The sequence below is a fragment of the Ensifer sp. ENS11 genome, from assembly GCF_014851895.1.
GTDB classification, from domain to species: domain Bacteria; phylum Pseudomonadota; class Alphaproteobacteria; order Rhizobiales; family Rhizobiaceae; genus Ensifer; species Ensifer canadensis.
Genome location: NZ_JACVAN010000006.1, coordinates 59,338 through 82,615, shown reverse-complemented (window position 1 = coordinate 82,615; position 23,278 = coordinate 59,338). Strand labels below are relative to the sequence as shown.

At 63.7% G+C, this 23,278-nt stretch carries 19 protein-coding genes and 1 pseudogene; 16 read left to right on the top strand and 4 right to left on the bottom strand.

The genetic code is table 11. The features are described 5' to 3' along the window. Nucleotides 1-108: 108 nt before the first annotated feature. On the bottom strand, nucleotides 109-1,146 hold the full coding sequence (locus IB264_RS13730) for a GlxA family transcriptional regulator (RefSeq protein ID WP_025427808.1): 1,038 nt from the start codon (nucleotides 1,144-1,146) through the stop codon (nucleotides 109-111). Nucleotides 1,147-1,254: 108 nt separating this feature from the next. Here IB264_RS13730 and IB264_RS13725 point away from each other — a divergent pair, with 108 nt between their 5' ends. The 9 genes from IB264_RS13725 to IB264_RS13685 all read left to right on the top strand — a co-directional run bounded on the left by IB264_RS13725 (nucleotide 1,255) and on the right by IB264_RS13685 (nucleotide 13,695). After that, nucleotides 1,255-2,157 (top strand): 3-keto-5-aminohexanoate cleavage protein, encoded by a 903-nt coding sequence (locus IB264_RS13725; protein WP_025427809.1) that lies wholly within the window; start codon nucleotides 1,255-1,257, stop codon nucleotides 2,155-2,157. 11 nt (nucleotides 2,158-2,168) lie between these two features. Beyond that, nucleotides 2,169-3,659: a carnitine 3-dehydrogenase gene (locus tag IB264_RS13720; protein ID WP_025427810.1), complete on the top strand. Its 1,491-nt coding sequence runs from the start codon at nucleotides 2,169-2,171 to the stop codon at nucleotides 3,657-3,659. 277 nt (nucleotides 3,660-3,936) lie between these two features. After that, on the top strand, nucleotides 3,937-5,097 hold the full coding sequence (locus IB264_RS13715) for an acyl-CoA dehydrogenase family protein (RefSeq protein ID WP_025427811.1): 1,161 nt from the start codon (nucleotides 3,937-3,939) through the stop codon (nucleotides 5,095-5,097). 230 nt (nucleotides 5,098-5,327) lie between these two features. Then, a complete protein-coding gene (locus IB264_RS13710; protein ID WP_025427812.1) occupies nucleotides 5,328-7,394 on the top strand; it encodes an acetate--CoA ligase family protein in 2,067 nt (688 codons plus the stop codon). A gap of 4 nt (nucleotides 7,395-7,398) precedes the next feature. Continuing rightward, nucleotides 7,399-8,181: a carnitinyl-CoA dehydratase gene (locus IB264_RS13705; RefSeq protein ID WP_025427813.1), complete on the top strand. Its 783-nt coding sequence runs from the start codon at nucleotides 7,399-7,401 to the stop codon at nucleotides 8,179-8,181. A gap of 340 nt (nucleotides 8,182-8,521) precedes the next feature. Further along, entirely contained in the window at nucleotides 8,522-10,111 is a 1,590-nt protein-coding gene (locus tag IB264_RS13700; RefSeq protein WP_025427814.1) for an ABC transporter substrate-binding protein, read from the top strand. Beyond that, nucleotides 10,111-11,226 (top strand): ABC transporter permease, encoded by a 1,116-nt coding sequence (locus IB264_RS13695; protein WP_025427815.1) that lies wholly within the window; start codon nucleotides 10,111-10,113, stop codon nucleotides 11,224-11,226. Before IB264_RS13700 ends, IB264_RS13695 begins: the two co-directional genes overlap by 1 nt. Beyond that, a complete protein-coding gene (locus tag IB264_RS13690) occupies nucleotides 11,223-12,050 on the top strand; it encodes an ABC transporter permease (RefSeq protein WP_025427816.1) in 828 nt (275 codons plus the stop codon). The genes IB264_RS13695 and IB264_RS13690 overlap by 4 nt, the downstream gene beginning before the upstream one ends. After that, nucleotides 12,043-13,695: an ABC transporter ATP-binding protein gene (locus IB264_RS13685; protein ID WP_025427817.1), complete on the top strand. Its 1,653-nt coding sequence runs from the start codon at nucleotides 12,043-12,045 to the stop codon at nucleotides 13,693-13,695. The genes IB264_RS13690 and IB264_RS13685 overlap by 8 nt, the downstream gene beginning before the upstream one ends. Before the next feature lie 81 nt (nucleotides 13,696-13,776). On the opposite strand, the gene IB264_RS13680 is transcribed toward IB264_RS13685, so the two are convergent. Beyond that, nucleotides 13,777-14,118, bottom strand: a complete 342-nt coding sequence (locus IB264_RS13680; protein ID WP_025427818.1) for a PAAR domain-containing protein — start codon at nucleotides 14,116-14,118, stop codon at nucleotides 13,777-13,779. 173 nt (nucleotides 14,119-14,291) lie between these two features. After that, a complete protein-coding gene (locus tag IB264_RS13675) occupies nucleotides 14,292-15,086 on the bottom strand; it encodes a helix-turn-helix transcriptional regulator (RefSeq protein ID WP_025427819.1) in 795 nt (264 codons plus the stop codon). 128 nt (nucleotides 15,087-15,214) lie between these two features. Between IB264_RS13675 and IB264_RS13670 the strand changes: the two genes are divergently transcribed. The 7 genes and pseudogenes from IB264_RS13670 to IB264_RS13640 all read left to right on the top strand — a co-directional run bounded on the left by IB264_RS13670 (nucleotide 15,215) and on the right by IB264_RS13640 (nucleotide 22,779). Beyond that, entirely contained in the window at nucleotides 15,215-16,804 is a 1,590-nt protein-coding gene (locus tag IB264_RS13670) for an ABC transporter substrate-binding protein (protein ID WP_025427820.1), read from the top strand. Nucleotides 16,805-16,926: 122 nt separating this feature from the next. After that, nucleotides 16,927-18,921: a CocE/NonD family hydrolase gene (locus IB264_RS13665; protein ID WP_025427821.1), complete on the top strand. Its 1,995-nt coding sequence runs from the start codon at nucleotides 16,927-16,929 to the stop codon at nucleotides 18,919-18,921. Nucleotides 18,922-18,960: 39 nt separating this feature from the next. After that, nucleotides 18,961-19,482 (top strand): HPP family protein, encoded by a 522-nt coding sequence (locus tag IB264_RS13660; RefSeq protein ID WP_244445412.1) that lies wholly within the window; start codon nucleotides 18,961-18,963, stop codon nucleotides 19,480-19,482. Further along, a pseudogene (locus IB264_RS13655) lies at nucleotides 19,479-20,046 on the top strand (TetR/AcrR family transcriptional regulator). Before IB264_RS13660 ends, IB264_RS13655 begins: the two are co-directional and overlap by 4 nt. Before the next feature lie 133 nt (nucleotides 20,047-20,179). Further along, nucleotides 20,180-20,647: an SRPBCC domain-containing protein gene (locus IB264_RS13650; protein WP_371412246.1), complete on the top strand. Its 468-nt coding sequence runs from the start codon at nucleotides 20,180-20,182 to the stop codon at nucleotides 20,645-20,647. Beyond that, nucleotides 20,640-22,235: an MFS transporter gene (locus IB264_RS13645; protein WP_234907748.1), complete on the top strand. Its 1,596-nt coding sequence runs from the start codon at nucleotides 20,640-20,642 to the stop codon at nucleotides 22,233-22,235. Before IB264_RS13650 ends, IB264_RS13645 begins: the two co-directional genes overlap by 8 nt. A gap of 124 nt (nucleotides 22,236-22,359) precedes the next feature. After that, nucleotides 22,360-22,779, top strand: coding sequence for a GFA family protein (locus IB264_RS13640; protein WP_025427825.1), 420 nt, complete (start codon nucleotides 22,360-22,362; stop codon nucleotides 22,777-22,779). Nucleotides 22,780-22,791: 12 nt separating this feature from the next. Here the strand turns inward: IB264_RS13640 and IB264_RS13635 are convergent, their stop codons facing one another. Next, on the bottom strand, nucleotides 22,792-23,193 hold the full coding sequence (locus tag IB264_RS13635) for an ACT domain-containing protein (RefSeq protein WP_025427826.1): 402 nt from the start codon (nucleotides 23,191-23,193) through the stop codon (nucleotides 22,792-22,794). Between the last annotated feature and the right edge of the window lie 85 nt (nucleotides 23,194-23,278).

Sequence of the window (23,278 nt, the reverse complement as noted above, 5' to 3'; positions counted from 1 at the left end):
GCAGCTAAAGCGCGTCGCGATCTTTCGGATTCGCTTGCTGCGCTTTAAGCTCTTGTTTTTTCGCATGTCGTCATCGCAAAACCGCTGAACACTTTTGCGCGACGTGCCTTAGGGATGTCCAGTCGCCTTGGCCTTGCCGATCGCACCCTCCGGCGAACGGCCGCGATCCTCGGCTCCATGGCCAAGCTTCAGCCGACGACGCGTCTCGCTCGGGCTCTCGCGGTAATGGGCGCGGTAGCTGCGCGAGAAGGATGATGACGAATTGAAGCCGGTGATCGCGGCGATGTCGGCAAATTCCATGCGCGTCTCGATCACCTTACGCCGCGCCGCATTAAGGCGCAGCGCCAGGTAATGTTCGTGCGGCCCCACCCCCATCGTGTCGCGAAACAGGTCCCGCAGGTGCCGGGCACCGACGCCGATGCGGCGGGCGAGCCGCGCGAGCGTCAAAGGCGCCTCAACCGTTTCCTCCATCAGCTTGACCGCGGCGCCGACACGGGGGTCGAGGATGCGCATGTTGCCGATCGCCGGCATCTGCAGGAGGTCGCCGCGGGTGCGCTCCTGTTCGTAGATGAACAGGCGCGACACTTCGAGCGCCAGCGAATAGCCGTGCGCCCGGCGGATCAGCTCCAGCATCAGGTCGAGCGTCGGCAGGGAGCCGCCGGTGGTGATGCGCTTGCCGTCGATGACGAACCGTTCGCGCACCATCGTCACCTGCGGATAGGTGGCGGTAAAATCCTCGAAATCCTCCCAGTGGGTGGTGGCTTTGGAATTGTCGAGCAAGCTGGTTTCGGCAAGCAGCCAGGAGCCGGATTCGATGCCCGCCATCAGCTCGCGATGGCGCGCCGTCTGCGACAGCATCATCTTCAGCTGCGAGGTGGCGCTCCGCTGCCAATTGTAGCTCGACAGGATGAAGAGCGGCGCCGTTTCGCGCTGTGGTCGGAAAGCGCCTGCAACCGGAATGGGGATGCCGCTCTTGGTTTCGATCGGCTCGCCGTCAGGGCTGTAGAGCGTCCAGCTGTAGAGCGGCCGGCCGGCGATGCGGTTGGCAGCGCGCATCGGCTCGATCACCGAGGCAACGAGGATCAGGTTGGTCTCCGGCAACACCAGGATGTCGGCGTGCTGCACCTGCGAAACGCTCTGATCCATTCGCAAACTTCTCCTTATCGTTGCCGATAATGTACAAGATAGAACCGATTATGAAAAGCAGAGCCGCCGTTCTTGGCTCGTAATGGCTTTAATAAAAGGGAGACTGCAATGCCGCTCAGCATGAACCGCGAGGTATTCATCACCTGTGCCGTCACCGGCGCCGGAGACACCGTTTCAAAGTCCAGCCACGTTCCGATCACGCCAAAGCAGATTGCCGATGCGGCGATTGAAGCCGCCAAGGCGGGTGCTGCCGTGGCCCACTGCCACGTCCGCGATCCGGACACCGGCGCCCCTGCCCGCAGGCTCGATCTCTACCGCGAAGTCACCGACCGCATCCGCTCCGCCGATGTCGATGTCGTGCTCAACCTGACAGCCGGCATGGGCGGGGACCTGGTTTTCGGCAATGTCGAAAGCCCGTTCCCGGTCAACGAAAAAGGCACCGACATGGCCGGCGCCACCGAGCGCGTTGCCCATGTCGCCGACTGCCTGCCGGAAATCTGCACGCTCGACTGCGGCACCATGAACTTCTCGCTCGGCGACTATGTCATGACCAACACGCCGTCGATGCTGCGCGAAATGGCGCGGCAGATGACGGCGCTCGGTGTCCGCCCCGAGATCGAGGCCTTCGACACCGGCCACCTCTGGTTCGCCAAGCAGCTCGCCGAGGAAGGGCTGATCGAGGATCCGGTGCTGATCCAGCTCTGCATGGGCATTCCGTGGGGGGCGCCTGATGACCTCAACACCTTCATGGCCATGGTCAACAACGTGCCGGATAACTGGACCTTCTCTGCCTTCTCAATCGGCCGGAACGCGCTTGCCTACCCGGCAGCAGCAGTCCTTGCCGGCGGCAACGTCCGCGTCGGCCTCGAAGACAATCTCTATATCGGCAAGGGCCAGCTCGCGACCAACGGTCAGCTCGTCGAAAAGGCAGTCGGCCTCATCGAGGGCATGGGTGCCAAGATCATCGGGCCGGATGAGGTCCGCAAGAAACTGAAGCTGACGAAGCGCTGAGCGGGGATATCATGAGCCTTATAACGAAAGCAGCCTGCGTCGGTGGCGGCGTCATCGGCGGCGCCTGGGTAGCGCGGTTTGCGCTTGCCGGCATCGATGTGAAGATCTTCGACCCGCATCCGGAGGCAGAACGCATCATCGGCGAAGTCATGGCCAATGCCGAGCGCGCCTATGCGATGCTGACCATGGCGCCGCTGCCGCCGAAGGGAAAACTCACCTTCTGCAAAAGCATCGAGGAAACGGTCAAGGACGCTGATTGGATTCAGGAAAGCGTGCCCGAGCGGCTGGAGCTGAAGCGCGGCGTCATCACTCAGATCGATGCCGCCGCAAGACCTGACGCGCTGATCGGCTCCTCCACTTCGGGGCTGCTACCATCCGACCTGCAGGCCGAGATGAAGCACCCCGAGCGCATGTTCGTGGCGCACCCGTATAACCCCGTCTACCTGCTGCCGCTCGTCGAACTCGTCGGCGGCAAGAAGACGTCGAAGGCGACGATCGAGCGCGCCATGCAGGGCGTCGAACAGATCGGCATGAAGGGCGTCGTCATTGCCAAGGAGATCGAGGCCTTCGTCGGCGACCGTCTGCTGGAAGCGCTCTGGCGCGAGGCGCTGTGGCTGATCCAGGATGACATCTGCGATACCGAGACGCTCGACAATGTCATGCGTTACTCCTTCGGCATGCGCTGGGCGCAGATGGGTCTGTTCGAGACCTACCGCATCGCCGGCGGCGAAGCCGGCATGCGCCACTTCCTTGCCCAGTTCGGCCCCTGCCTGAAATGGCCCTGGACCAAGTTCACCGATGTCGTCGATCTCGACGATGCGCTGGTGGAGAAGATCGGTGCACAGTCGGACGCGCAGGCCGCCGGCCGCTCGATCCGCGAGCTCGAGCGCATCCGCGACGAAAACCTCGTCGGCATCATGCATGCGCTGAAATCGGGCAATGGCGGCGAAGGCTGGGGCGCCGGCAAGCTGCTTGCCGACTTCGAGGCGAAGCTCTGGGCCAACGCCAAGAAGCCTGAAGCCGATCTCGGCGACGTCAAGCCGCTGCACATTCTCGACACCAAGGTCAGCGCCGCCTGGGTCGACTATAACGGCCACATGACCGAGCACCGCTATCTCCAGGTGTTCGGCGATACCTCCGACGGCCTGCTGCGCCTGATCGGCGTCGACCTCGACTATGTCCGCGACGGCCACAGCTACTACACGGTCGAGACCCATATCCGGAACCTCGGCGAGGCCAAGCTCGGCGATGCGCTCTATTCGACCTGCCAGCTTCTGTCGTCGGACGAGAAGCGCCTGCATCTCTTCTCGACGATCTACAATGCCGAAACGAAGGAAGCCATCGCAACCGCCGAGCAGATGATGCTGCACGTCGACAGCAAGGCCGGCAAATCGGTCGCTGCCCCAGCCAAGGTCCTGGACAAGCTGAAGGCGATCACCGAGGCCCACGCCGGCCTGCCGACGCCCGAAGGTGCCGGACGGTTCGTCGGCCAGAAGCGCTAACGGACGGCTCCTTCGACGTGGAAGGGGCAGTCTTTGCGGGAAAAGTCGGGCGACGGCCGCCCCTCATCCCGCTGCCGCGACCTTGTCCCCGTCAACGGGCGAAGGAACATGCTGCAGCCGCTCGCCCCTGTCTTCGGCAGTAGGAGCGCAGTCGCAAAGCGTCCCCTCTCCCCGCCTGCGGGGAGAGGGTTAGGGTGAGGGGCAGGCAACCGCGCATGCCAGCGGCCGATGGGGAGATCGGCCAGAGGGCAGGCAGATAAATTGCGAGGGAGAACACATGAATTTCGCACTGACCGATGAACAGCAGATGATCGTCGACACGGTCCGCAGCTTCGTCGAGACCGAAATCTATCCGTATGAGGACGAGGTCGAGCGCACGGGTATCGTGCCGCCCGAACTGGGCCAGGATATTGCCCGCAAGTGCAAGGAAATCGGCTTCTTCGGCTGCAATTTCCCCGAAGAGGTGGGCGGCGCCGGTCTCGACCATACGTCCTTCACGCTGGTCGAACGCGAGCTCGGCCGCGGCTCGATGGGCCTCACCGTCTTCTTCGGCCGCCCTTCGGGCATCCTGATGGCCTGCAACGACGAGCAGCGCGAAAGATACCTGCTGCCGGCGGTCAAGGGCGACAAGTTCGACGCGCTCGCCATGACCGAGCCGGATGCCGGCTCCGACGTGCGCGGCATGAAGTGCTTTGCCCGCAAGGACGGCGACGACTGGATCGTCAACGGCACCAAGCATTTCATCAGCCATGCGGACATCGCCGATTTCGTCATCGTCTTCATCGCAACGGGTGAAGAGGACACACCGCGCGGGCCAAAAAAGAAGATCACCTGCTTCCTCGTCGACCGCGGCACGCCCGGCTTCGAGATCCGCAAGGGTTACAGCTCCGTCTCCCACCGCGGTTACAACAACTGCATCCTGACCTTCGACGACTGCCGCCTGCCCTCCGCCCAGATCCTCGGCGAAGTACACAAAGGCTTCGACGTCGCCAACGACTGGCTGTTCGCCACACGGCTGACGGTGGCTGCGACCTCGGTCGGCCGCGCGCGTCGCGCCTTCGATTACGCGCTGAACTACGCCGCCGAGCGCAAGCAGTTCGGCAAGCCGATCGGCGCCAACCAGGGCGTCTCCTTCAAGCTCGCCGACATGATCACCGAGATCGACGCCGCCGATCTGCTGACGCTTTCGGCCGCCTGGCGCCTCGACCAGGGCCTGCCCTCCAACCGCGAGATCGCCTCTGCCAAGGTCTACGCCACCGAAATGCTTGCCCGCGTCACCGACGAGGCGATCCAGATCTTCGGCGGCATGGGGCTGATGGACGACCTGCCGCTCGCCCGCTTCTGGCGCGACGCCCGCGTCGAGCGCATCTGGGACGGCACCTCCGAGATCCAGCGCCACATCATCAGCCGCGACCTGCTGCGGCCGCTCGGAGCGTAACGAATGATCGAGCGGCGCTCCTCCCCACCCCTCATTCCTGTGCCCGTCACAGGAATCCAGCAGCGGCACGTCCGTGCCGCGATTGACCCTTTGACGAACACCAGACCCGACACCGCCTCCAAGGCAGAAACACTCTTCACCGGCTTGCCGATGCAAGACGGCTGGATTCCTGTGACGAGCACAGGAATGAGGGCGTCGCGAAACACAGGAACGTGGGAGTGTCTGATTAGATGACCCAAACACCCCGTTCCCTCGACAGGCTGATCCGACCAAAATCCATCGCCGTCTTCGGCGGCAAGGAGGCGCGGCGGGTCATCGAACAATGCGACAAGATGGGCTTCGCCGGCGATATCTGGCCGGTGCATCCGAGGGAGGACCAGATCCTCGGACGCAGGTGCTACCGCTCGGTCGCCGACCTTCCCGGAGCACCGGACGCGTCCTTCGTCGGCGTCAATCGGCAGCTCACCATCGACATCATCGCGGCGCTTTCGGCGCGCGGTGCCGGCGGCGCCGTCTGCTATGCCTCGGGTTTTCGCGAGGCGGCAAGCGAACTCGATGACGGCAACGACATGCAGGAAGCGCTCGTTGCCGCTGCCGGCGACATGCCAATCGTCGGCCCGAATTGTTACGGCTTCATCAACATGCTCGACGGCGCCCTGCTCTGGCCCGACCAGCACGGTATGCAGCGCGTCGAAAGAGGCGTTGCCGTCCTGACGCAATCCTCCAACATCGCTTGCAACATCTCGATGCAGACGCGCGGCCTGCCGCTCGCCTATCTCATGACCGCCGGCAACCAGGCGCAGACCGGCCTGTCCGACATCGCCTGCGCCGTGCTGGAAGATCCGCGCGTCACTGCCGTCGGCCTGCATATCGAGGGTTTCGACAGCATTGCAGCGCTCGAGCGGCTGGCAACGCGCGCCCGTGAACTCGGCAAGCCGGTCGTGACTTTGAAGGTCGGCAAGTCGGAGGCAGCCCAGCTTGCCACGGTCTCGCACACGGCCTCGCTTGCCGGCAACGACCGGGTCTCCTCCGCACTTCTCGCCCGCCTCGGCATCGGCCGCGTCGACACGCTGCCGGCGCTGCTGGAAACGTTGAAGCTGCTGCATGTCGCCGGCCCGCTCGAAAGCAGCGAGATTTCCTCGATGAGCTGTTCGGGCGGCGAGGCCTCGCTGATGGCGGATGCCGGCGTGCGCTATCGCGTCAACTTCCGGGCACTGAAGGAAGAACAGCGACGCCCCCTGAAGGAAAGCCTCGGCGAGATGGTGACGATCGCCAACCCGCTCGACTACCACACCTTCGTCTGGGGCAACCGCGAGAAACAGACGACCGCCTTCAGCGCGATGATGAAGGGCGGCTATGCGCTCAACCTGATCGTGCTGGACTTCCCCCGCCAGGACCGCTGCGACGCGGCCGACTGGGTGACGACCTGCGACGCGGTGATCGATGCGGCAAACGCGACCAGCGCCCGCGCCGGTATCGTCGCCAGCCTCGGCGAAAACATGCCGGAACAGACGGCACTCTCTCTGATGGCTGCCGGTGTCATCCCCTTCTTTGGGATCGACGAGGCGTTGGCAGCCGTCGAGACCGCTGCCGGCATCGGCGCGGCCTGGGCCAGACCCGCACCGCCGAAGCTCCTGAACGGCGGCGTTTCAGGCGGTGGCAATGCCATCACCCTTAGCGAACATGAAGCCAAGACCGAGCTTGCGGCTTCGGGCCTTAAGGTTCCGCCGGGCACGACCGCATCGACGCCGCAAGAGGCCGCCACGGCAGCCGAAAGCCTCGGTTTCCCCGTCGTGCTCAAGGGGCTGGGCGTCGCCCACAAGACCGAGGCCGGGGCCGTCAAGCTGAACCTTGCAAGCAGTGCCGAGGTGCTTAGCGCCGCGGAAGGCATGGCTGCCGTGGCATCGGGTTATCTCATCGAGAAGATGGTGGCAAAACCCGTGGCCGAACTCATCATCGGCGCGATGCGCGATCCCGTCGCGGGCCCGGTGCTGACCATCGGCGCCGGCGGCATCCTCGTGGAACTGCTGGATGATTCCGCAATCCTGACGCTGCCGACGACGCCGGAGCTGATCCGCGAGGCGATCGACGGACTGAAGATCAGGAAGTTGCTCGACGGCTACCGCGGCGGACCGAAGGGCGATTTCGCGGCCCTTGCCGACGCTGTCGCCGCTGCGGCATCCTATGTCGTTTCAAACGCTTCAAACCTCGAAGAACTCGATATCAATCCTTTAATGGTGTTACCGGAAGGCCATGGAGCCATCGCCGCCGACGCCCTGATCCGCCGGAGGAACTGACGCCATGACCGGACCGATCCTTACCCGCCGCGAAGGCGGCATTCTCGAAGTCACGATCGACCGGCCGAAGGCGAACGCCATCGACCTGAAGACCAGCCGGGTGATGGGCGAGATCTTCCGCGACTTTCGCGACGACGACACGCTGCGCGTCGCCATCATCACCGGGGCCGGCGAAAAATTCTTCTGTCCGGGATGGGACCTGAAGGCGGCGGCGGCCGGCGATGCTGTCGATGGCGACTACGGCATCGGCGGCTTCGGCGGCATGCAGGAACTGCGCGATCTCAACAAGCCTGTGATATCAGCCGTCAACGGCATCTGCTGCGGTGGCGGCCTCGAAATCGCGCTTTCCACCGATCTGATCCTCGCAGCCGAGCACGCCACCTTCGCGCTGCCGGAAATCCGCTCCGGCACCGTCGCCGACGCCGCCTCGATCAAGCTGCCGAAGCGCATCCCCTATCACATCGCCATGGACATGCTCCTGACCGGCCGCTGGCTCGATGTCGTCGAAGCCAACCGCTGGGGCTTCGTCAACGAGATCCTGCCCGCCGACAAGCTGATGGCGCGCGCCTGGGAGCTCGCCCGCCTGCTCGAGAGCGGCCCGCCGCTCGTCTATGCCGCCATCAAGGAAGTGGTGCGCGCAGCCGAGGGCGAGACCTTCCAGGCGACGATGAACAAGATCACCCGCCGGCAGTTCAAGACTGTCGACATTCTTTATTCGAGCGAGGACCAGCTGGAGGGCGCAAAGGCGTTTGCCGAGAAGCGCGACCCGGTCTGGAAGGGGCGCTGACAGACGCTGCCACGGGCGGCGCAGGACTGACGACGGGCCGGTGAACCGGCAAAGCGACGTCACGGAACGTGTGGGGTCTCCCGCGCGCCGCCGAAGGCCTATCCATAAATGTAGCTTATGGAAATGAATTATAATTTAGGACGTTACAAGGTGCAATCGAGCGATTAGGCTTATCGATCTGAAGCCAAGAGCGTCCGCCCGAGAAAGGAGAAACGAGGCAAGCGAAGACAAAAAATGGGCCCAAACGGCCGATCCGAAAGCCATCCGCAAGGTGGCGGTACGCAGCAATCTCTACCAACCACAACGAACGGCGAATGCCGACACAGAAGGGAACAGGGGAATGAGCGATTACAAGGATTACCTCACACGACAGGTCATGCTCGGCAGGATGAACCGGCGTGAATTTCTCGGACGCGCGGCTGCAGCCGGCATCCTCGCATCGACGGCAGGAACACTGTTTGCCACCAGCGCCGCGGCCCAGGAGCCGAAGCGCGGCGGCCATCTGAAACTCGGCCTCGAAGGCGCTGCCGCGACCGACTCGAAAGATCCGGCCAAGGCACTCTCGCAGTTCATGTTCGTCGTCGGCCGCAACTGGGGCGACATGCTGGTCGAAAGCCATCCGACCACCGGCGCACCCGTGCCGGCGCTCGCCGAATCCTGGGAGCCATCTGCCGATGCCTCGACCTGGACCTTCGCCATCCGCAAGGGCGTGAAGTTCCACGACGGCAAGGAACTGACCATCGACGACGTCATCAAGACGCTGCAGCGCCACACCGACGAGAAGTCGGAGTCCGGCGCGCTCGGCGTGATGAAATCGATCGAGGAGATCAAGGCCGACGGCGACAAGCTGGTGCTGAAGCTGACGGAGGGCAATGCCGATCTGCCGCTGCTTCTGTCCGACTATCACCTGATCATCCAGCCGAATGGTGGCATCGACGCTCCCGACGCCATGATCGGCACCGGACCCTTCAAGGTGGCGAGCTTCGAGGCCGGCGTTCGCGCCACCTTCGAGCGAAACACCGACGACTGGCGGACGGATCGCGGCTTTGTCGATTCGGTCGAGCTGATTGCAATCAACGATGCCACCGCTCGCATCGCGGCCCTTTCCTCCGGTCAGGTCCACTTCATCAACCGCGTCGATCCGAAGACCGTCAATCTCCTGAAGAAGGCGCCGACCGTCGAGATCCTGAACACGTCCGGCCGCGGCCACTACGTCTTCATCATGCACTGCAACACTGCGCCGTTCGACAATATCGACCTGCGCATGGCGCTGAAATATGCGATGGACCGCGAGACCATGGTCGAGCGCATCCTCGGCGGTTACGGCAAGGTCGGCAACGACTTCCCGATCAACGACACCTACGCCCTCTTCCCCGAAGGCATCGAGCAGCGCGCCTATGACCCCGACAAGGCGGCCTTCCATTACAAGAAGTCCGGCCACAGTGGCTCGGTGCTGCTGCGCACCTCCGACGTCGCCTTCCCAGGCGCCGTCGATGCGGCCGTGCTCTACCAGGAAAGCGCGAAGAAGGCAGGCATCGAGATCGAGGTCAAGCGCGAACCGGGCGACGGCTACTGGACGAACGTCTGGAACGTCCAGCCGTTCTCCACATCCTACTGGGGCGGGCGCCCGACCCAGGACCAGATGTATTCGACAGCCTATCTGTCCACCGCCGACTGGAACGACACGCGCTTCCTGCGCCCCGACTTCGACAAGATCCTGCTCGAGGCACGCTCCGAACTGGACGAGACCAAGCGCAAGGACATGTATCGCACCATGGCGATGATGGTGCGCGACGAAGGCGGCCTGATCCTGCCGATGTTCAACGACTTCGTGAACGCCTCCACCAAGCAGGTGAAAGGCTACGTCCACGATATCGGCAACGACATGTCGAATGGCTACGTCGCGACCCGCGTCTGGCTCGACGCCTGATGATGGAAAGCGGACCGATGACTGGTCCGGTTCCGACGGATGGGACCGCGGATGGAGCACATCCGCGGTCTGCCGATCTTTCCGGTGTACCAGCAAAACCCAACCCCGCCGACGCCCAGGGCGAACTCGGTGGCACCTTCAGGCGGCGCTTTATCTTTCGCCGTCCTCTCGCGGCGCTGATCCTTCAGCGCCTCGGCCTGAGCGTCGGCCTGCTCTTTGCCGTGTCGCTGATGATCTTCGGCGGCATCGAGGCGCTTCCCGGCGACTTCGCCACCACCTATCTCGGCCAGTCGGCAACGCCGCAGGCGGTGGAAAACATCCGCAAGGACCTCGGCCTCGACAAGCCCTGGAGCGAGCGTTACCTCTCCTGGCTCGGCGGCGCCGTGCAAGGCGACTTCGGCACCTCCTGGGCCAGCAAGAACTCGGTCGGGGAACAGATCGGCAAGCGTCTCGGCAATTCGCTGTTCCTCGCTTTCTTCGCCGCGCTCGTCTCCGTGCCGCTTGCCGTCGGCTTGGGCATGCTGGCGGTGCAGTTCCGCAACCGGCTGCCGGACAAGATCATCAACGTCGTCTCACTGGCGGCCATCTCGCTGCCCGAGTTCTTCGTCGGCTATCTCCTGATCATGTTCTTCGCCGTCAAATTCGGCGTCGCCACCTTCCCGGCGACGGTCTATGACAGCATGACCTTCAGCGAGCGGCTTTCGGCGATCGCGCTTCCGGTCGCAACCCTCGTGCTCGTCGTTCTCGCCCACATGATGCGCATGACCCGAGCGGCGATCCTCAACGTCATGTCGTCGGCCTATGTCGAGACGGCCGAACTCAAAGGGCTTGGCATGTTCCGCATCATCGCCCGCCACGCCGCTCCCAATGCCGTGGCACCTGTTATCAACGTCATCGCGCTCAACCTTGCCTATCTCGTCGTCGGCGTCGTCGTGGTCGAGGTGGTGTTCGTCTATCCCGGCATGGGGCAATACATGGTGGATGCCGTGACCGTGCGCGACATGCCGGTCGTGCAGGCCTGCGGCCTGATCTTCGCGGCTTTCTACATCTTCCTCAACATGGCGGCCGACATTATCGCCATTCTCGCCAACCCGAGACTGAGGCATCCGCGATGAACCTGAGATCCATCCCCCTTAGCGCCTGGATCGGCATCGCCGGCATCGCCATTGCGATCTTCTGCGCCCTGTTCGCCCCTGTCATCGCCCCCTTCGGCGAACGCGAGGTCGTCGGCGACGTCTGGCTTCCTTCCGGTGGCGACTTCCTGCTCGGCACCGACAATCTCGGGCGCGACCTGCTGTCGCGCCTGATCTACGGCGCCCGCACCACCATCTTCGTGGCGCTGGCGGCAACCGTGCTGTCCTTCTCGCTCGGCATGATCCTCTCCTTCACCGCCGCGGTCATGGGCGGGTTCGTCGACCAGTTCTTCTCCCGCTTCAACGATCTGATGATGGCGATCCCGACGCTGATCTTCGCCCTCGTCGTGCTGGCGGTGCTGCCGCAGCATCTGTGGATCCTGATCCTGGTCATGGCCGTGCTCGATTCCACCCGCGTGTTCCGCATCGGCCGCGCGGTCGCGCTCGATGTCGCGGTCATGGAGTTCGTCGAGGCGGCCAGACTAAGAGGCGAAGGCAGCGTCTGGATCATCTTCCGCGAGATCCTGCCCAACACGTTGTCGCCGCTGCTTGCCGAGTTCGGCCTGCGCTTTGCCTTTTCCATCCTGTTTCTTTCCACCCTCTCCTTCCTCGGCCTCGGCATCCAGCCGCCGGCCGCCGACTGGGGCGGCATGGTCAAGGACAACAAGGATGGCATCATCTTCGGCATATCAGCTGCCCTGATCCCGGGTGCTGCGATCGCGACACTGGCGATCTGCGTCAACCTCGTGGTCGACTGGCTGATGAAGAGAACCTCCAGCCTGAAAGGAGGGCGTGGCGATGCCTGAGGCTTCACCTGACAAGAACACGCTTCTTTCCGTCAAGAACCTGAAGATCGAAGCGACCAGCTATCCCCCGGGCGAGCCACCGAAAACCGTGACCCTGGTCGAAGGCGTTTCCTTCGACCTCCAGAAGGGCAAGGTGCTTGGCCTGATCGGCGAATCCGGGGCCGGCAAGTCGACCATTGGCCTGTCGGCGCTCGCCTATGGCCGCGGTGGCGTGCGCATCACCGGGGGCCAGGTGCTGCTCGACGGCAAGGATATCCTGCCGCTCGACAAGAACGGCATCCGCTCGATCCGCGGCGCCCGCGTCTGCTACGTCGCACAGTCGGCGGCCGCCGCCTTCAACCCGGCGCACCGGCTCGGTGATCAGGTGATCGAGGCATCGCTTCGCCACGGCATCATGAACCGCGAGGAAGCAAAAAAGCGTGCGCTCTACCTGTTCCAGGTGCTCGGCTTGCCGAATCCGGAAAGCTTCGGCGAGCGTTATCCTCACCAGGTTTCCGGCGGTCAGTTGCAGCGGGCGATGACCGCTATGGCGCTCTGCCCCAACCCGGAGCTGATCGTCTTCGACGAGCCGACGACGGCGCTCGACGTGACGACCCAGATCGACGTGCTCGCCGCGATCAAGCACGCGATCGAGGAAACGCACACCGCAGCCCTCTACATCACCCATGACCTTGCCGTTGTCGCCCAGATCTCCGACGACATCATGGTGCTGCGCCACGGCAAGACGGTGGAGTACGGCACCACCAAACAGGTGATCGAGGCTCCGGCCGAAGACTATACCCGGGCACTGGTCAGCGTACGCCAGACCAAGCGCGAAGAAGCGCCGGACCAGACCGGCACGCAATTGAAGATCGAGCATATCAGCGCTGGCTATGCCAACGGCTTCAAGGTGCTGCACGACGTTTCCATGCATCTGCCCAAGGGCCAGACGTTGGCGATCGTTGGCGAAAGCGGTTCCGGCAAGTCGACGCTGGCGCGCGTCATCACCGGCCTCTTGCCGCCGACCGAAGGGCGCATCACCTTCGAAGGCAAGGAACTGCCGCGCGCCTTGAAGGGCCGCAGCAACGACGAACTGCGCCGCATCCAGATGATCTACCAGATGGCCGATACGGCGATGAACCCGCGCCAAACGGTGCGCGACATCGTCGGCCGACCGCTGTCCTTCTACTTCGGCATGCATGGCGCCAAGAAGACGGCGCGGGTCAAGGAACTGCTCGACCAGATCGAGATGGGAACGAAGTTCCTCGATCGCTATCCGGCCGAGCTTTCCGGCGGCCAGAAGCAGCGCGTCGCCATTGCCCGGGCGCTCGCCGCGGAGCCGGAACTCATCCTCTGCGACGAGCCAACCTCGGCCCTCGACCCGCTGGTGGCCGAAGGCATCCTGAATCTGCTTTTGAAGCTTCAGGAGGAAACCGCTGTTTCCTATGTCTTTATCACCCACGACATCGCCATCGTCCGGGCGATTGCCGACAGCGTCGCGGTGATGCATCGCGGCCGGCTGGTGCGTTTCGGCCCGAAGTCCAAGGTGCTGGCACCGCCCTTCGACGACTATACCGACCTGTTGCTAAAGTCCGTTCCCGAGATGGAAATCGGCTGGCTGGAGCGGGTGCTGACGACCCGCCGCATGGAAAGTGCGGGCAACTGAGGGCCAGCGCCGAAAGTGCCTACGTAGTCCCCTCTCCCCGCCTGCGGGGAGAGGGCTAGGTTGGTCAAGACGATCCAGCCGTCACTTCACCTTGCAATCGACATCGCCCAATCGTTGCGCCGCTTCGCCCTCAAAGGTCACCGACGGCTCCGCCTTGGCGGTGCAGTCGCCGGTGGCGCCACTGCCTGACCGGAAATGCGCGACCGGCTGCCCTTCGATCATGATGCTCGGCACCACCTCGTAAAGCTCCGGCGGACAGTTGGCGACGTCGGAGAGCCGAAGCGCCGGCTGGCCGCCGATCATGACGCTGGTGGAGCCGGAAAGCGCGCAAGCCGGGATGGGCGGGCGCGCATCTTCGGCGGCAGACGGCATGGCCGAGACCGCGAGCAGAAGTCCAGACATGGCGATATCTGCAGATTTCATCAGCTTCTCCTTCGACGGTGCAGACGCGGAATGCAACGCAATCTAGAGCATGTCGCGCAAAAGTGCGCAGCGGTTTTGCGATAACGACATGCGTAGAAACAAGAACTTAAAGCGCAGCGAGCAAACCTGGAGATCGCGATGCGCTTTAAGTCGGCAACGCCGCGCACGCTATCTCAATAATCGGTCGGCACCGTCAGCACGTCGGCATCAGGCGTTTCGAGAAAGGCCCTGACCGTCGAGGGCATCTGCTGCGAGCCTGTGGCCAGCACGCCGCAGCGCGACAGCATCTGCCGGATATCCGGCTCCTGGCCGAGGGTGCGCCAGATCATCCGCGAGGCATAGGGCAGGTTTTCCTTGCGCCAGGAAACGCCCATGGTCGTGCCGCGCAGATAGACGCGCTGATGCACTTCGAACGGCATCAGGATCGTCTGCGACAGCATCGGCTGGCGCCCGACGCTGCGCTCGGCGATGAAGATGCGATTGCGCCAGAAGGTGACGAGGCCGACATATTTCGAAAACTGCTGGATTTCGTTGGCGGCATCGCGGATGCGCTCAATCGACTTCACCCGGATCGATCCGCTCTCCTCGTGAATGCGGGCGCAGGAACAGACGACGCGGCCGGGCCACGACGGCGAGAGATGGTAGGTCTGGTAATAGCCGATATGGCGGCGAAGCCCGGCCAGATCACCGGGAAATCCTTCAAGCAGCAGCCCGGCTTGCGAGCGGTCGCGATCGGGCCTGACCATGCGGGCTTCGAACAGTTTCGACGACAGGGAAAAGTCCTGCGCCTGCAGCCCGAAGAAGCTGGCGATGCGCGCGACATTATGCGCCGACGGCCGCGCCTCGCCACTGATGTAGCGGTTGAACTGCTGACGGTTGATGCCGATCTCGCGACAGATCTGCGAGATCGATCGCCGCGTCGCGCAGGCGAAACGAAGATTGGCGGCAAAGTTGTCGGCGTCGTGCACGAGCGGCTCCCAGCGATCCGGAACAGATAGCGTAAAGTCGCGTAAATCAGCGTCAAGTCGCGAAATTGTGCAACCCGCCGCAGCCGTTAGGTTTTCCCTTGAAACAACACTTCAGAGGGAACCTGCATATGAGCGAATTCACCAAGCGTCCCGACGGCCTCATCGTGCCGACAGGCATCAACCGCCGCGGCTTCCTGGCGGGCACCGCGGCCCTCGGTCTGGCGGCAGGCTTGGGCGGCACGATGGTTGCGGGCGATGCACGCGCCGAGGAGCCCAAGCGCGGCGGTCACCTGAAACTGGGCCTGAAGGGCGGCGCCACCACCGATACGCTCGATCCCGCCGGCTATAGCGGCTCGGTGTCCTTCGTCATCGGCCACCTCTGGGGCGACACCCTGGTCGAATCCGATCCGAAGACCGGCGCGCCGCTGCCGGCACTGGCCGAATCCTGGGAGCCCTCGGCGGATGCGTCGCAATGGACCTTCAAGATCCGCAGCGACGTCAGCTTCCACGACGGCAGCAAGATGACCATCGCCGATGTCATCGCCACGCTGAAGCGGCATTCGGACGAAGGCTCGAAATCAGGTGCGCTCGGCTTGATGCGCTCGATCAAGAACATCGAGGAAAAGGCCGGCGCGCTGGTGCTGACACTGACCGAAGGCAATGCCGACCTGCCGCTGCTTCTGACCGACTATCACCTGATCATCCAGCCACGCGGCGGCGTCGACAATCCCGCCTCGCCCATCGGCACCGGCCCCTACAAGCTTGCAAGCTATGAAGCCGGCCTGCGCTCGACCTTCGAGAAGAACGCCAATGACTGGCGCCAGGACCGCGGCTTCGTCGACAGCGTCGAAATCATCGTGATGAACGACACGACCGCGCGCATCGCCGCGCTTTCCTCCGGCCAGGTGCATTTCATCAACAACATCGACCCGAAGACGGTGCCGCTCCTGAAGCGTGCGCCGCGCGTCGAGATTCTCCGGACCGCCGGCAAGGGCTTCTACAGCTTCCTGATGCATTGCGACACGGCGCCCTTCGACAACAACGACCTGAGGCTCGCACTCAAATATGCGGTCGACCGACAGGCGATTCTCGACCGCGTTGTCGGTGGTTTCGGCACGCTCGGCAACGACTATCCGGTCAACGAGAACTATGCGCTGGCGCCCGAGGGCATCGAGCAGCGCGCCTATGACCCCGACAAGGCCGCCTTCCACTTCAAGAAATCGGGCCACGACCGGCCGATCCTTCTGCGCACCTCGGATGCCGCCTTCCCCGGCGCCATCGACGCCGCGGTTCTGTTCCAGGAAAGCGCCAAGAAGGCCGGTATCGAGCTCGAAGTGCGCCGCGAGCCGGAGGATGGCTACTGGACCAATGTCTGGAACGTCCAGCCGTTCTGCGCCTCCTACTGGGGCGGCCGGCCGACGCAGGATTCACGCTACTCCACCTCCTATCTCTCCAGCGCCGAGTGGAACGACACGCGCTTCAAGCGCGAGGACTTCGACAAGCTCCTGCTTCAGGCCCGCTCGGAGCTCGACGATGCCAAGCGCAAGGAGATGTACCGTACGATGGCGATGACGGTGCGCGACGAGGGCGGCCTGATCCTGCCGGTGTTCAACGACTACGTGAACGCCGCTTCCGCATCGCTGAAGGGTTTCGTCCACGACATCGGCAACGACCTTTCGAACGGCTATGTTGCCAGCCGCGTCTGGTTCGACAGCTAAGAACACGGTTTCGCGTACGGAAGTGCGTAAAAACAATGCGTTAGAGCATTTCCAGCAGAAGTGTTTAGCGGTTTTGCGTCTGGAAACGCGTAAGAACAATGAGAGTGAGCGGAACAACCGATATGTCAGAGCGTGAATTCACCCTGATCGAGAACGAGTGGATCCGATTGAAGGACGGCACGCGGCTTGCCGCCCGCATCTGGATGCCGGATGGCGCCGACGCTGAGCCGGTGCCGGCCGTGCTCGAATACCTGCCCTACCGCAAGCGCGGCGGCACGAGTCTCCGCGATGAATCGACCTATCCGGTCTTTGCCGCCGCCGGCATTGCCGGCGTGCGCGTCGACATTCGCGGCTCGGGCGAATCCGATGGCGTCATCGATGGCGAATATACGCCGCGCGAGCTTTCCGACGGCTGCGAGATCATCGAATGGATCGCCGCCCAGCCGTGGTCGAATGGCAAGGTCGGGATGATGGGCATCTCCTGGGGCGGCTTCAACTGCCTGCAGGTGGCAGCCCTCAAGCCGCCGGCGCTGAAGGCGGTGATCTCGATCGCCTCGACCGTCGACCGCTACAACGACGACATCCATTACAAGAATGGGTGCCATCTCTCCGCCCAGCTTTCCTGGGCGGCGACCATGCTTGCCTATCAATCGCGCGCGCCCGACCCTGCGATCGTCGGCGACCGCTGGAAGGAGATGTGGCTGGAGCGCCTGGAGAACGAACCCTACTTCATGGAGGAATGGCTCGAGCATCAGCGCCGCGACGCCTTCTGGCAGCACGGCTCGATCTCGGAGGATTTCGGCGGCTTCGACACTCCCGCGCTCGTCATCGCCGGTTGGGCCGACGGTTATCGCAACACGCCGCTGAAAGCCGTCGAGGGCCTCGGCGCAAAGGCCAAGGCGCTGATCGGCCCCTGGGTGCACAAATATCCGCATTTCGCCTGGCCAAAGCCCCGCGCCGATTTTCACGGCGAGGCGATCCGCTGGTGGAACCGTTGGCTGCGCGACGAAAAGAACGGCGCCGAAGGCGGACCGCAGGTGCGCGCCTATATCCTCGACGGCCCGCGCCCGGCCGTCCGGCGCGACAACGACCCTGGCCGCTGGGTCGCCAAGGACGTCTGGCAAAAGCCGGAGATGCAGGTTCTCGGCATCACGCTCGACGGCAGGCTTTCCACCGACGCCAAAGATATGGGCACCGGCGAGGTCTATCTGAAATCACCGCTCGATACCGGCACGGCTTCCGGCGAATATTTCACCCTGAAACCCGATGCCGAAATGGCCGGTGACCAGCGCATCGACGATGCCGGAGCGCTGACCTTCGAAACGCGGCCGCTGCTGGAGGCTGAAGACTATCTCGGCCAGCCAAGCCTCTCGGTCGATGTCACCTGCCCGGCCGACACGGCCAACCTTGTCGCCCGCATCGTCGACGTGCACCCGGATGGTACCGCCACCCGCATCGCCTTCGGCGTGCTCAATCTGGCGCATCGCGACGGCAATGCCGAACCGCGGGCAATGGAAAAGGGTCGCCGCACGCGGATCACACTGGTGCTCGACGCCTGCGGCTATCGCGTGCGCGCCGGCCACCGCATCCGGCTGTCGCTGTCGACGTCCTACTGGCCGATGATTTTGCCGCCGCCTGATGATCCCGGCCTCACCATCGACGCAGCGAGCCTGACGCTTGCCCTTCCGCTGCTCGGCCAGCACAACGAGGTCGTCGTGCCGGAGCCGGAAAATCCGGATCCGCTGCCGAAATACATCGAGCGGACGGCCGGCAGCACCAGCCGCACCGTCGAACGCGACATGACCAACGGCGTCACCCACTATCGCATCTACGAGGATGGGGGCTTGAGCGAGCATCCGGATACCGGGCTCGCGACGCAGGACATCCGCGACGAGACCTGGTCCATCGCTCCCGACAATCCGCATTCGATGATCGGCACCTCGACCTGGACCTGCATTTCCAAACGCGAGGGCTGGTCGGTGCGCACGGTCTCGACCTCGGTTCTCACCTGCGATGCCGACGACTGGATCACCGAAGCCAAGATCGTCGCCTATGAAAACGACGCGCCCATCTTCGAGAAGAGCTTTGCCAAGCGGGTCGCACGCGACCTGATGTAACACCGTCTTGGCTCCAAAAGCGTATGACTGCACCAATCGGTGAACATTTTACTGATAGTTACAGTCGTGCGCCATTTCTTCAATTGCCACCAACCTGCCGTCCATATCGGCCGCGGCCTCGTTGCCGGCATGGGTGGCCTCGTGGCCATCGCCGCCGTCGGCGCGCTCACCAATATCGTCGGCGAACCGCTTCTGATGGCGCCGTTTGGCGCCAGCTGCGTGCTGATCTTCTCGGTCGACGGCAGCCCGCTCTCCCAGCCCGCCAATGTCGTCGGTGGACATTTCATCGCGACGCTGGTCGGCCTCGTCATGCGCGCAGTCTTCCCCAATGAGTGGTGGGCGGTCGGCCTTGCGGTCGGTGCTGCGATCGCGCTGATGGCAGCGCTGCGCATCACCCATCCGCCGGCGGGCGCCACTCCGCTCGTGGTCTTTGCCAGCGACCCCGGCCTCGACTTCCTGCTTTTCCCCGTTCTGACCGGCTCATTGGTGCTGGTTGCGGTTGGAACGCTGTTTCATCGTTTTGGCAAGGTCGAGTATCCGCTGCCGAGGAAACCCGCATGAGCCGCGTCGTCGCCGAGCGCCAGGACGTCATCGCCACGCTCGCGGAGGTCTTTCGCGAACACGGCTATGATGGCGCGAGCCTCAACCTGATCACCGAGAAGACCGGGCTCGGCAAGGGCAGCCTCTATCACTTCTTCCCTGGTGGGAAGGAGGAGATGGCCGAGGCGGTGCTTGGCGACATCGCCCTATGGTTCCAGACCAACATATTCGACCTGCTGCGCAACAGCGAAAGGCCGGCGGCTGCGATCGACGACATGTTTGCCTCCGTCGACAGCTACTTTCGCCGGGGACGCCGCCTCTGCCTGATGGGCGTCATTGCCCGCCAGCGGCGCCCATGATCGCTTCTCCGTCGAGCTCACCCGATACTTTGCCGATTGGCGGACTGCCCTCGCCGAGGCGCTCGGCCGCCAGGGTATCGCCGAGAACGAGCGGCAGGCGCTGGCCGAAGAAGTGATCGGCGGCATCCAGGGGGCACTCATTCTTGCCCGCAGCCTTGGTGACGCCGAAGCTTTCGGCCGCGTGCCCCTCCGCCTTAAGGGCCGATGCACCCTGTCGCATAACTGACAAAAATCAGATCTCAGGCCTCGGCCGCCTTGACAATTCCCCGCGCGCCCAGTTATTAACCATCAAGTTAAATAACTTTCAGGTTAAAGAACGGCCGCGCCAAGCGACAGCGCTGGCTGCGGGAGGAATTGTTATGGCAATGACCAGTGAAAACGCATCGCGCGAACACAGACTGAGCCTCGAAATCACCAGGATCTTCGATGCGCCGCGCAGCCTGGTGTTTAGGGTATGGTCAACGCCCGAGCATGCCTTGCGCTGGTGGGGACCGCGCGATTTCAGCCCGCACTCGCTGACGATGGATTTCCGCCCCGGCGGCGCCTGGCGCGCCTGCATCCGTTCGCCGGAAGGGCGCGACTATTGGATGGGCGGCGTCTATCGCGAGGTGATCGAGCCGGAGAAACTCATCTTCACCTTCGCCTGGGACGAAGAAGGCAAGCCGGGTGCCGACACGCTGATCACCGTTTCATTCGTCGATGTCGGCGGCAAGACCCGTCTGACCTTCCACCAGACCCCCTTCGACAGCGTCGACGAGCGCGACTCGCACCAGGAAGGCTGGGGCGAGTGCCTCGAAAGACTGGAGGAGTATCTTTCCGATGTCTGAGACAATGACCACCGCGGACAACACACCGGGCCCGAAGGCCACGCGGCGGGAGTGGATCGGCCTTGCCGTCCTCGCCTTGCCCTGCATGCTCTATTCGATGGACCTGACGGTCCTGAATCTCGCGGTGCCGCAACTGACCGAGCAGCTGAAGCCATCGGCCTCGCAGCTCCTGTGGATCGTCGATATCTACGGTTTCATGGTGGCGGGCTCTCTGATCACCATGGGCACGCTTGGCGACCGCATCGGCCGGCGCCGGCTCTTGATGATCGGCTCCATCGCCTTCGGCATCGCCTCGGTGCTGGCCGCCTTCGCCTGGAGCGCCGAAACGCTGATCCTCGCACGTGCTGTCCTCGGCGTCGCAGCAGCAACCTTGGCGCCCTCGACGCTGTCGCTGATCCGCAACATGTTCCTCGATGACAAGCAGCGCACGCTGGCGATCGGCATCTGGATCGCCAGCTTCTCCGCCGGCGGCGCCATCGGCCCTGTCGTCGGCGGGCTGATGCTGTCTCAGTTCTGGTGGGGTTCGGTGTTCCTGCTCGCGGTGCCTGTGATGATCCTGCTTCTGATCCTCGGTCCCATGCTGCTGCCGGAGTTCCGCGATCCGAATGCCGGCCGGCTCGATTTCATCAGTGCCGGACAGTCGCTGGTTGCCGTGCTGTCGGTAATCTATGGCATGAAGCGCATCGCCGAGGACGGTCTCGACGTCACCGCCGTGTTCTTCATCCTGCTCGGGCTGACCGTCGCCATCCTGTTTGCCCGGCGCCAGAGCCGGCTTGCCGATCCGTTGATCGACCTCGCCTTGTTCAGGACCCCGGCTTTCAGCGCCGCCCTCGGCGTTAATATTCTCGGCCTGTTCGTCGGCTTTGGCGCCTTCCTGTTCGTGGCGCAGTATCTGCAGCTCGTGCTCGGCCTGTCGCCCTTCGTCGCCGGTCTCTGGTCGGTGCCGACAGGGGTCGCCATGGTGCTCGGTTCGATCCTGGTTCCGTCGCTTGCCGCCCGCTATGCCGCCTCGAACCTGATTGCTGCCGGCTTCGTGCTGACCGCCATCGGCTTTGCGATCTGCACCCAGGTCGAAACGACGAGCAGTCCGCTGCTCGTCACGACGGGCCTCGTCGTTCTCTGCCTCGGCTTTGCGCCAGTGGGCACGCTGACGACGGACCTGATCGTCGGCTCCGCCCCGCCGGAGCGCGCCGGCGCTGCATCGGCGATCTCGGAGACGAGCTTCGAGTTCGGCGGTGCGCTCGGGATCGCCGTGCTCGGCAGCATGCTGACATCAGCCTATCGCACCCGCATGGACGCCGTGATCGTCACCGGCCTTCCGACTGAGACCGTGGAGGCCGCACGCCAGACGCTTGGCGGCGCCGTCGCCATCGCCGAGCAACTTCCGGGCGAGCAATCCGAACGGCTGCTCAATGCCGCCCGCGACGTGTTCACCAATTCGTTTGCCTTCACCGCATCGATCTGCGTGGCCCTGTCGCTGCTGACGGCACTGCTCGCCTTCCTGCTCTTGCGCAAGGCAACCGGTGACGGCGCCGACAGCGATCCGGCAATTGCCGACGAGGCGGAGGCCTCGGTCAAAGCCGGATAATAACCGGCGTCCGCACAACGGACGCCAACACATAAATCGCATCAACGTTCAACTCGCCAGCGTCGTTTCCCCGGTCGAAAGACCAGGGACAGCCGACGACTGTCCAAAGACAGGAGCCCGTCCGATGAAAAAGCGCTATCGCGGCAGCTGCCACTGCGGCACCGTTGAGTTCGAATGCCAGCTCGACCTTGCCGAAGGCATCCGCCGCTGCAATTGCAGTTTCTGCGCCAAGACGCGCATGCAGAAATCCTTCGCGCTGCGCGACGAGTTTGCCATCACCAGGGGCAAGGAGGCGTTGACGAGCTATCGGGCGGAGCCTTCGAACTGGCGGGAGGGCGACGTCGATCACTACTTCTGCAGCCGCTGCGGCATCCGGCCGTTTTCGCGCGGCTATCTCGAGGATTTCCTCGGCCATTTCTACGCCGTCAACGTCGCCTGCGTTGACGGCGTCAGCGACGAGGAACTCGGCACGGCACCGATCATCTACGAGAACGGTCGTCACGACGACTACGAAAACCCGCCGCGCGACATCCGCTTCATGTGATCGCCGAGGCGATCAGGCCGGGCTCAATGCCAGCAGCGCCTCGAGCGCACGCTCGGCATCGGCCTCCGGCACGAAGATGTGGTCATGATAATAGGCGGCCACGACGTTGGCACTGATGCCCTCCCGCGTCAGCGCCGTCGCCACCGCCGCCGTCAGCCCGACCGCCTCAAGCGCCGAATGCACATTGAGCGTGATGCGGCGAAGCAGCGGACCATAGGAAAGGCCGGCCGCATCGGCAGCATGACGCTCCAGGATCAGCGTCAGCCCCTCGTCCTCGCGATAGGTGGCAAGCGGCTCCACCGGCATGTAACGCTGCGCCTCGTCATGGGGCACGGTGCAATAGACATAGGTCTGCGGAAACAGAACCGGCGCCATCGTCGCCAGCAGCTTCGTCAAATCCGTTTCGCCAGCCATCACCCCTCCTCTAACCTTCCACAGTCCCCGCTATGCGGGATCAAGTCGCCAATGCAGCGGTAGCGGATCGTCACATTGCCGTGAA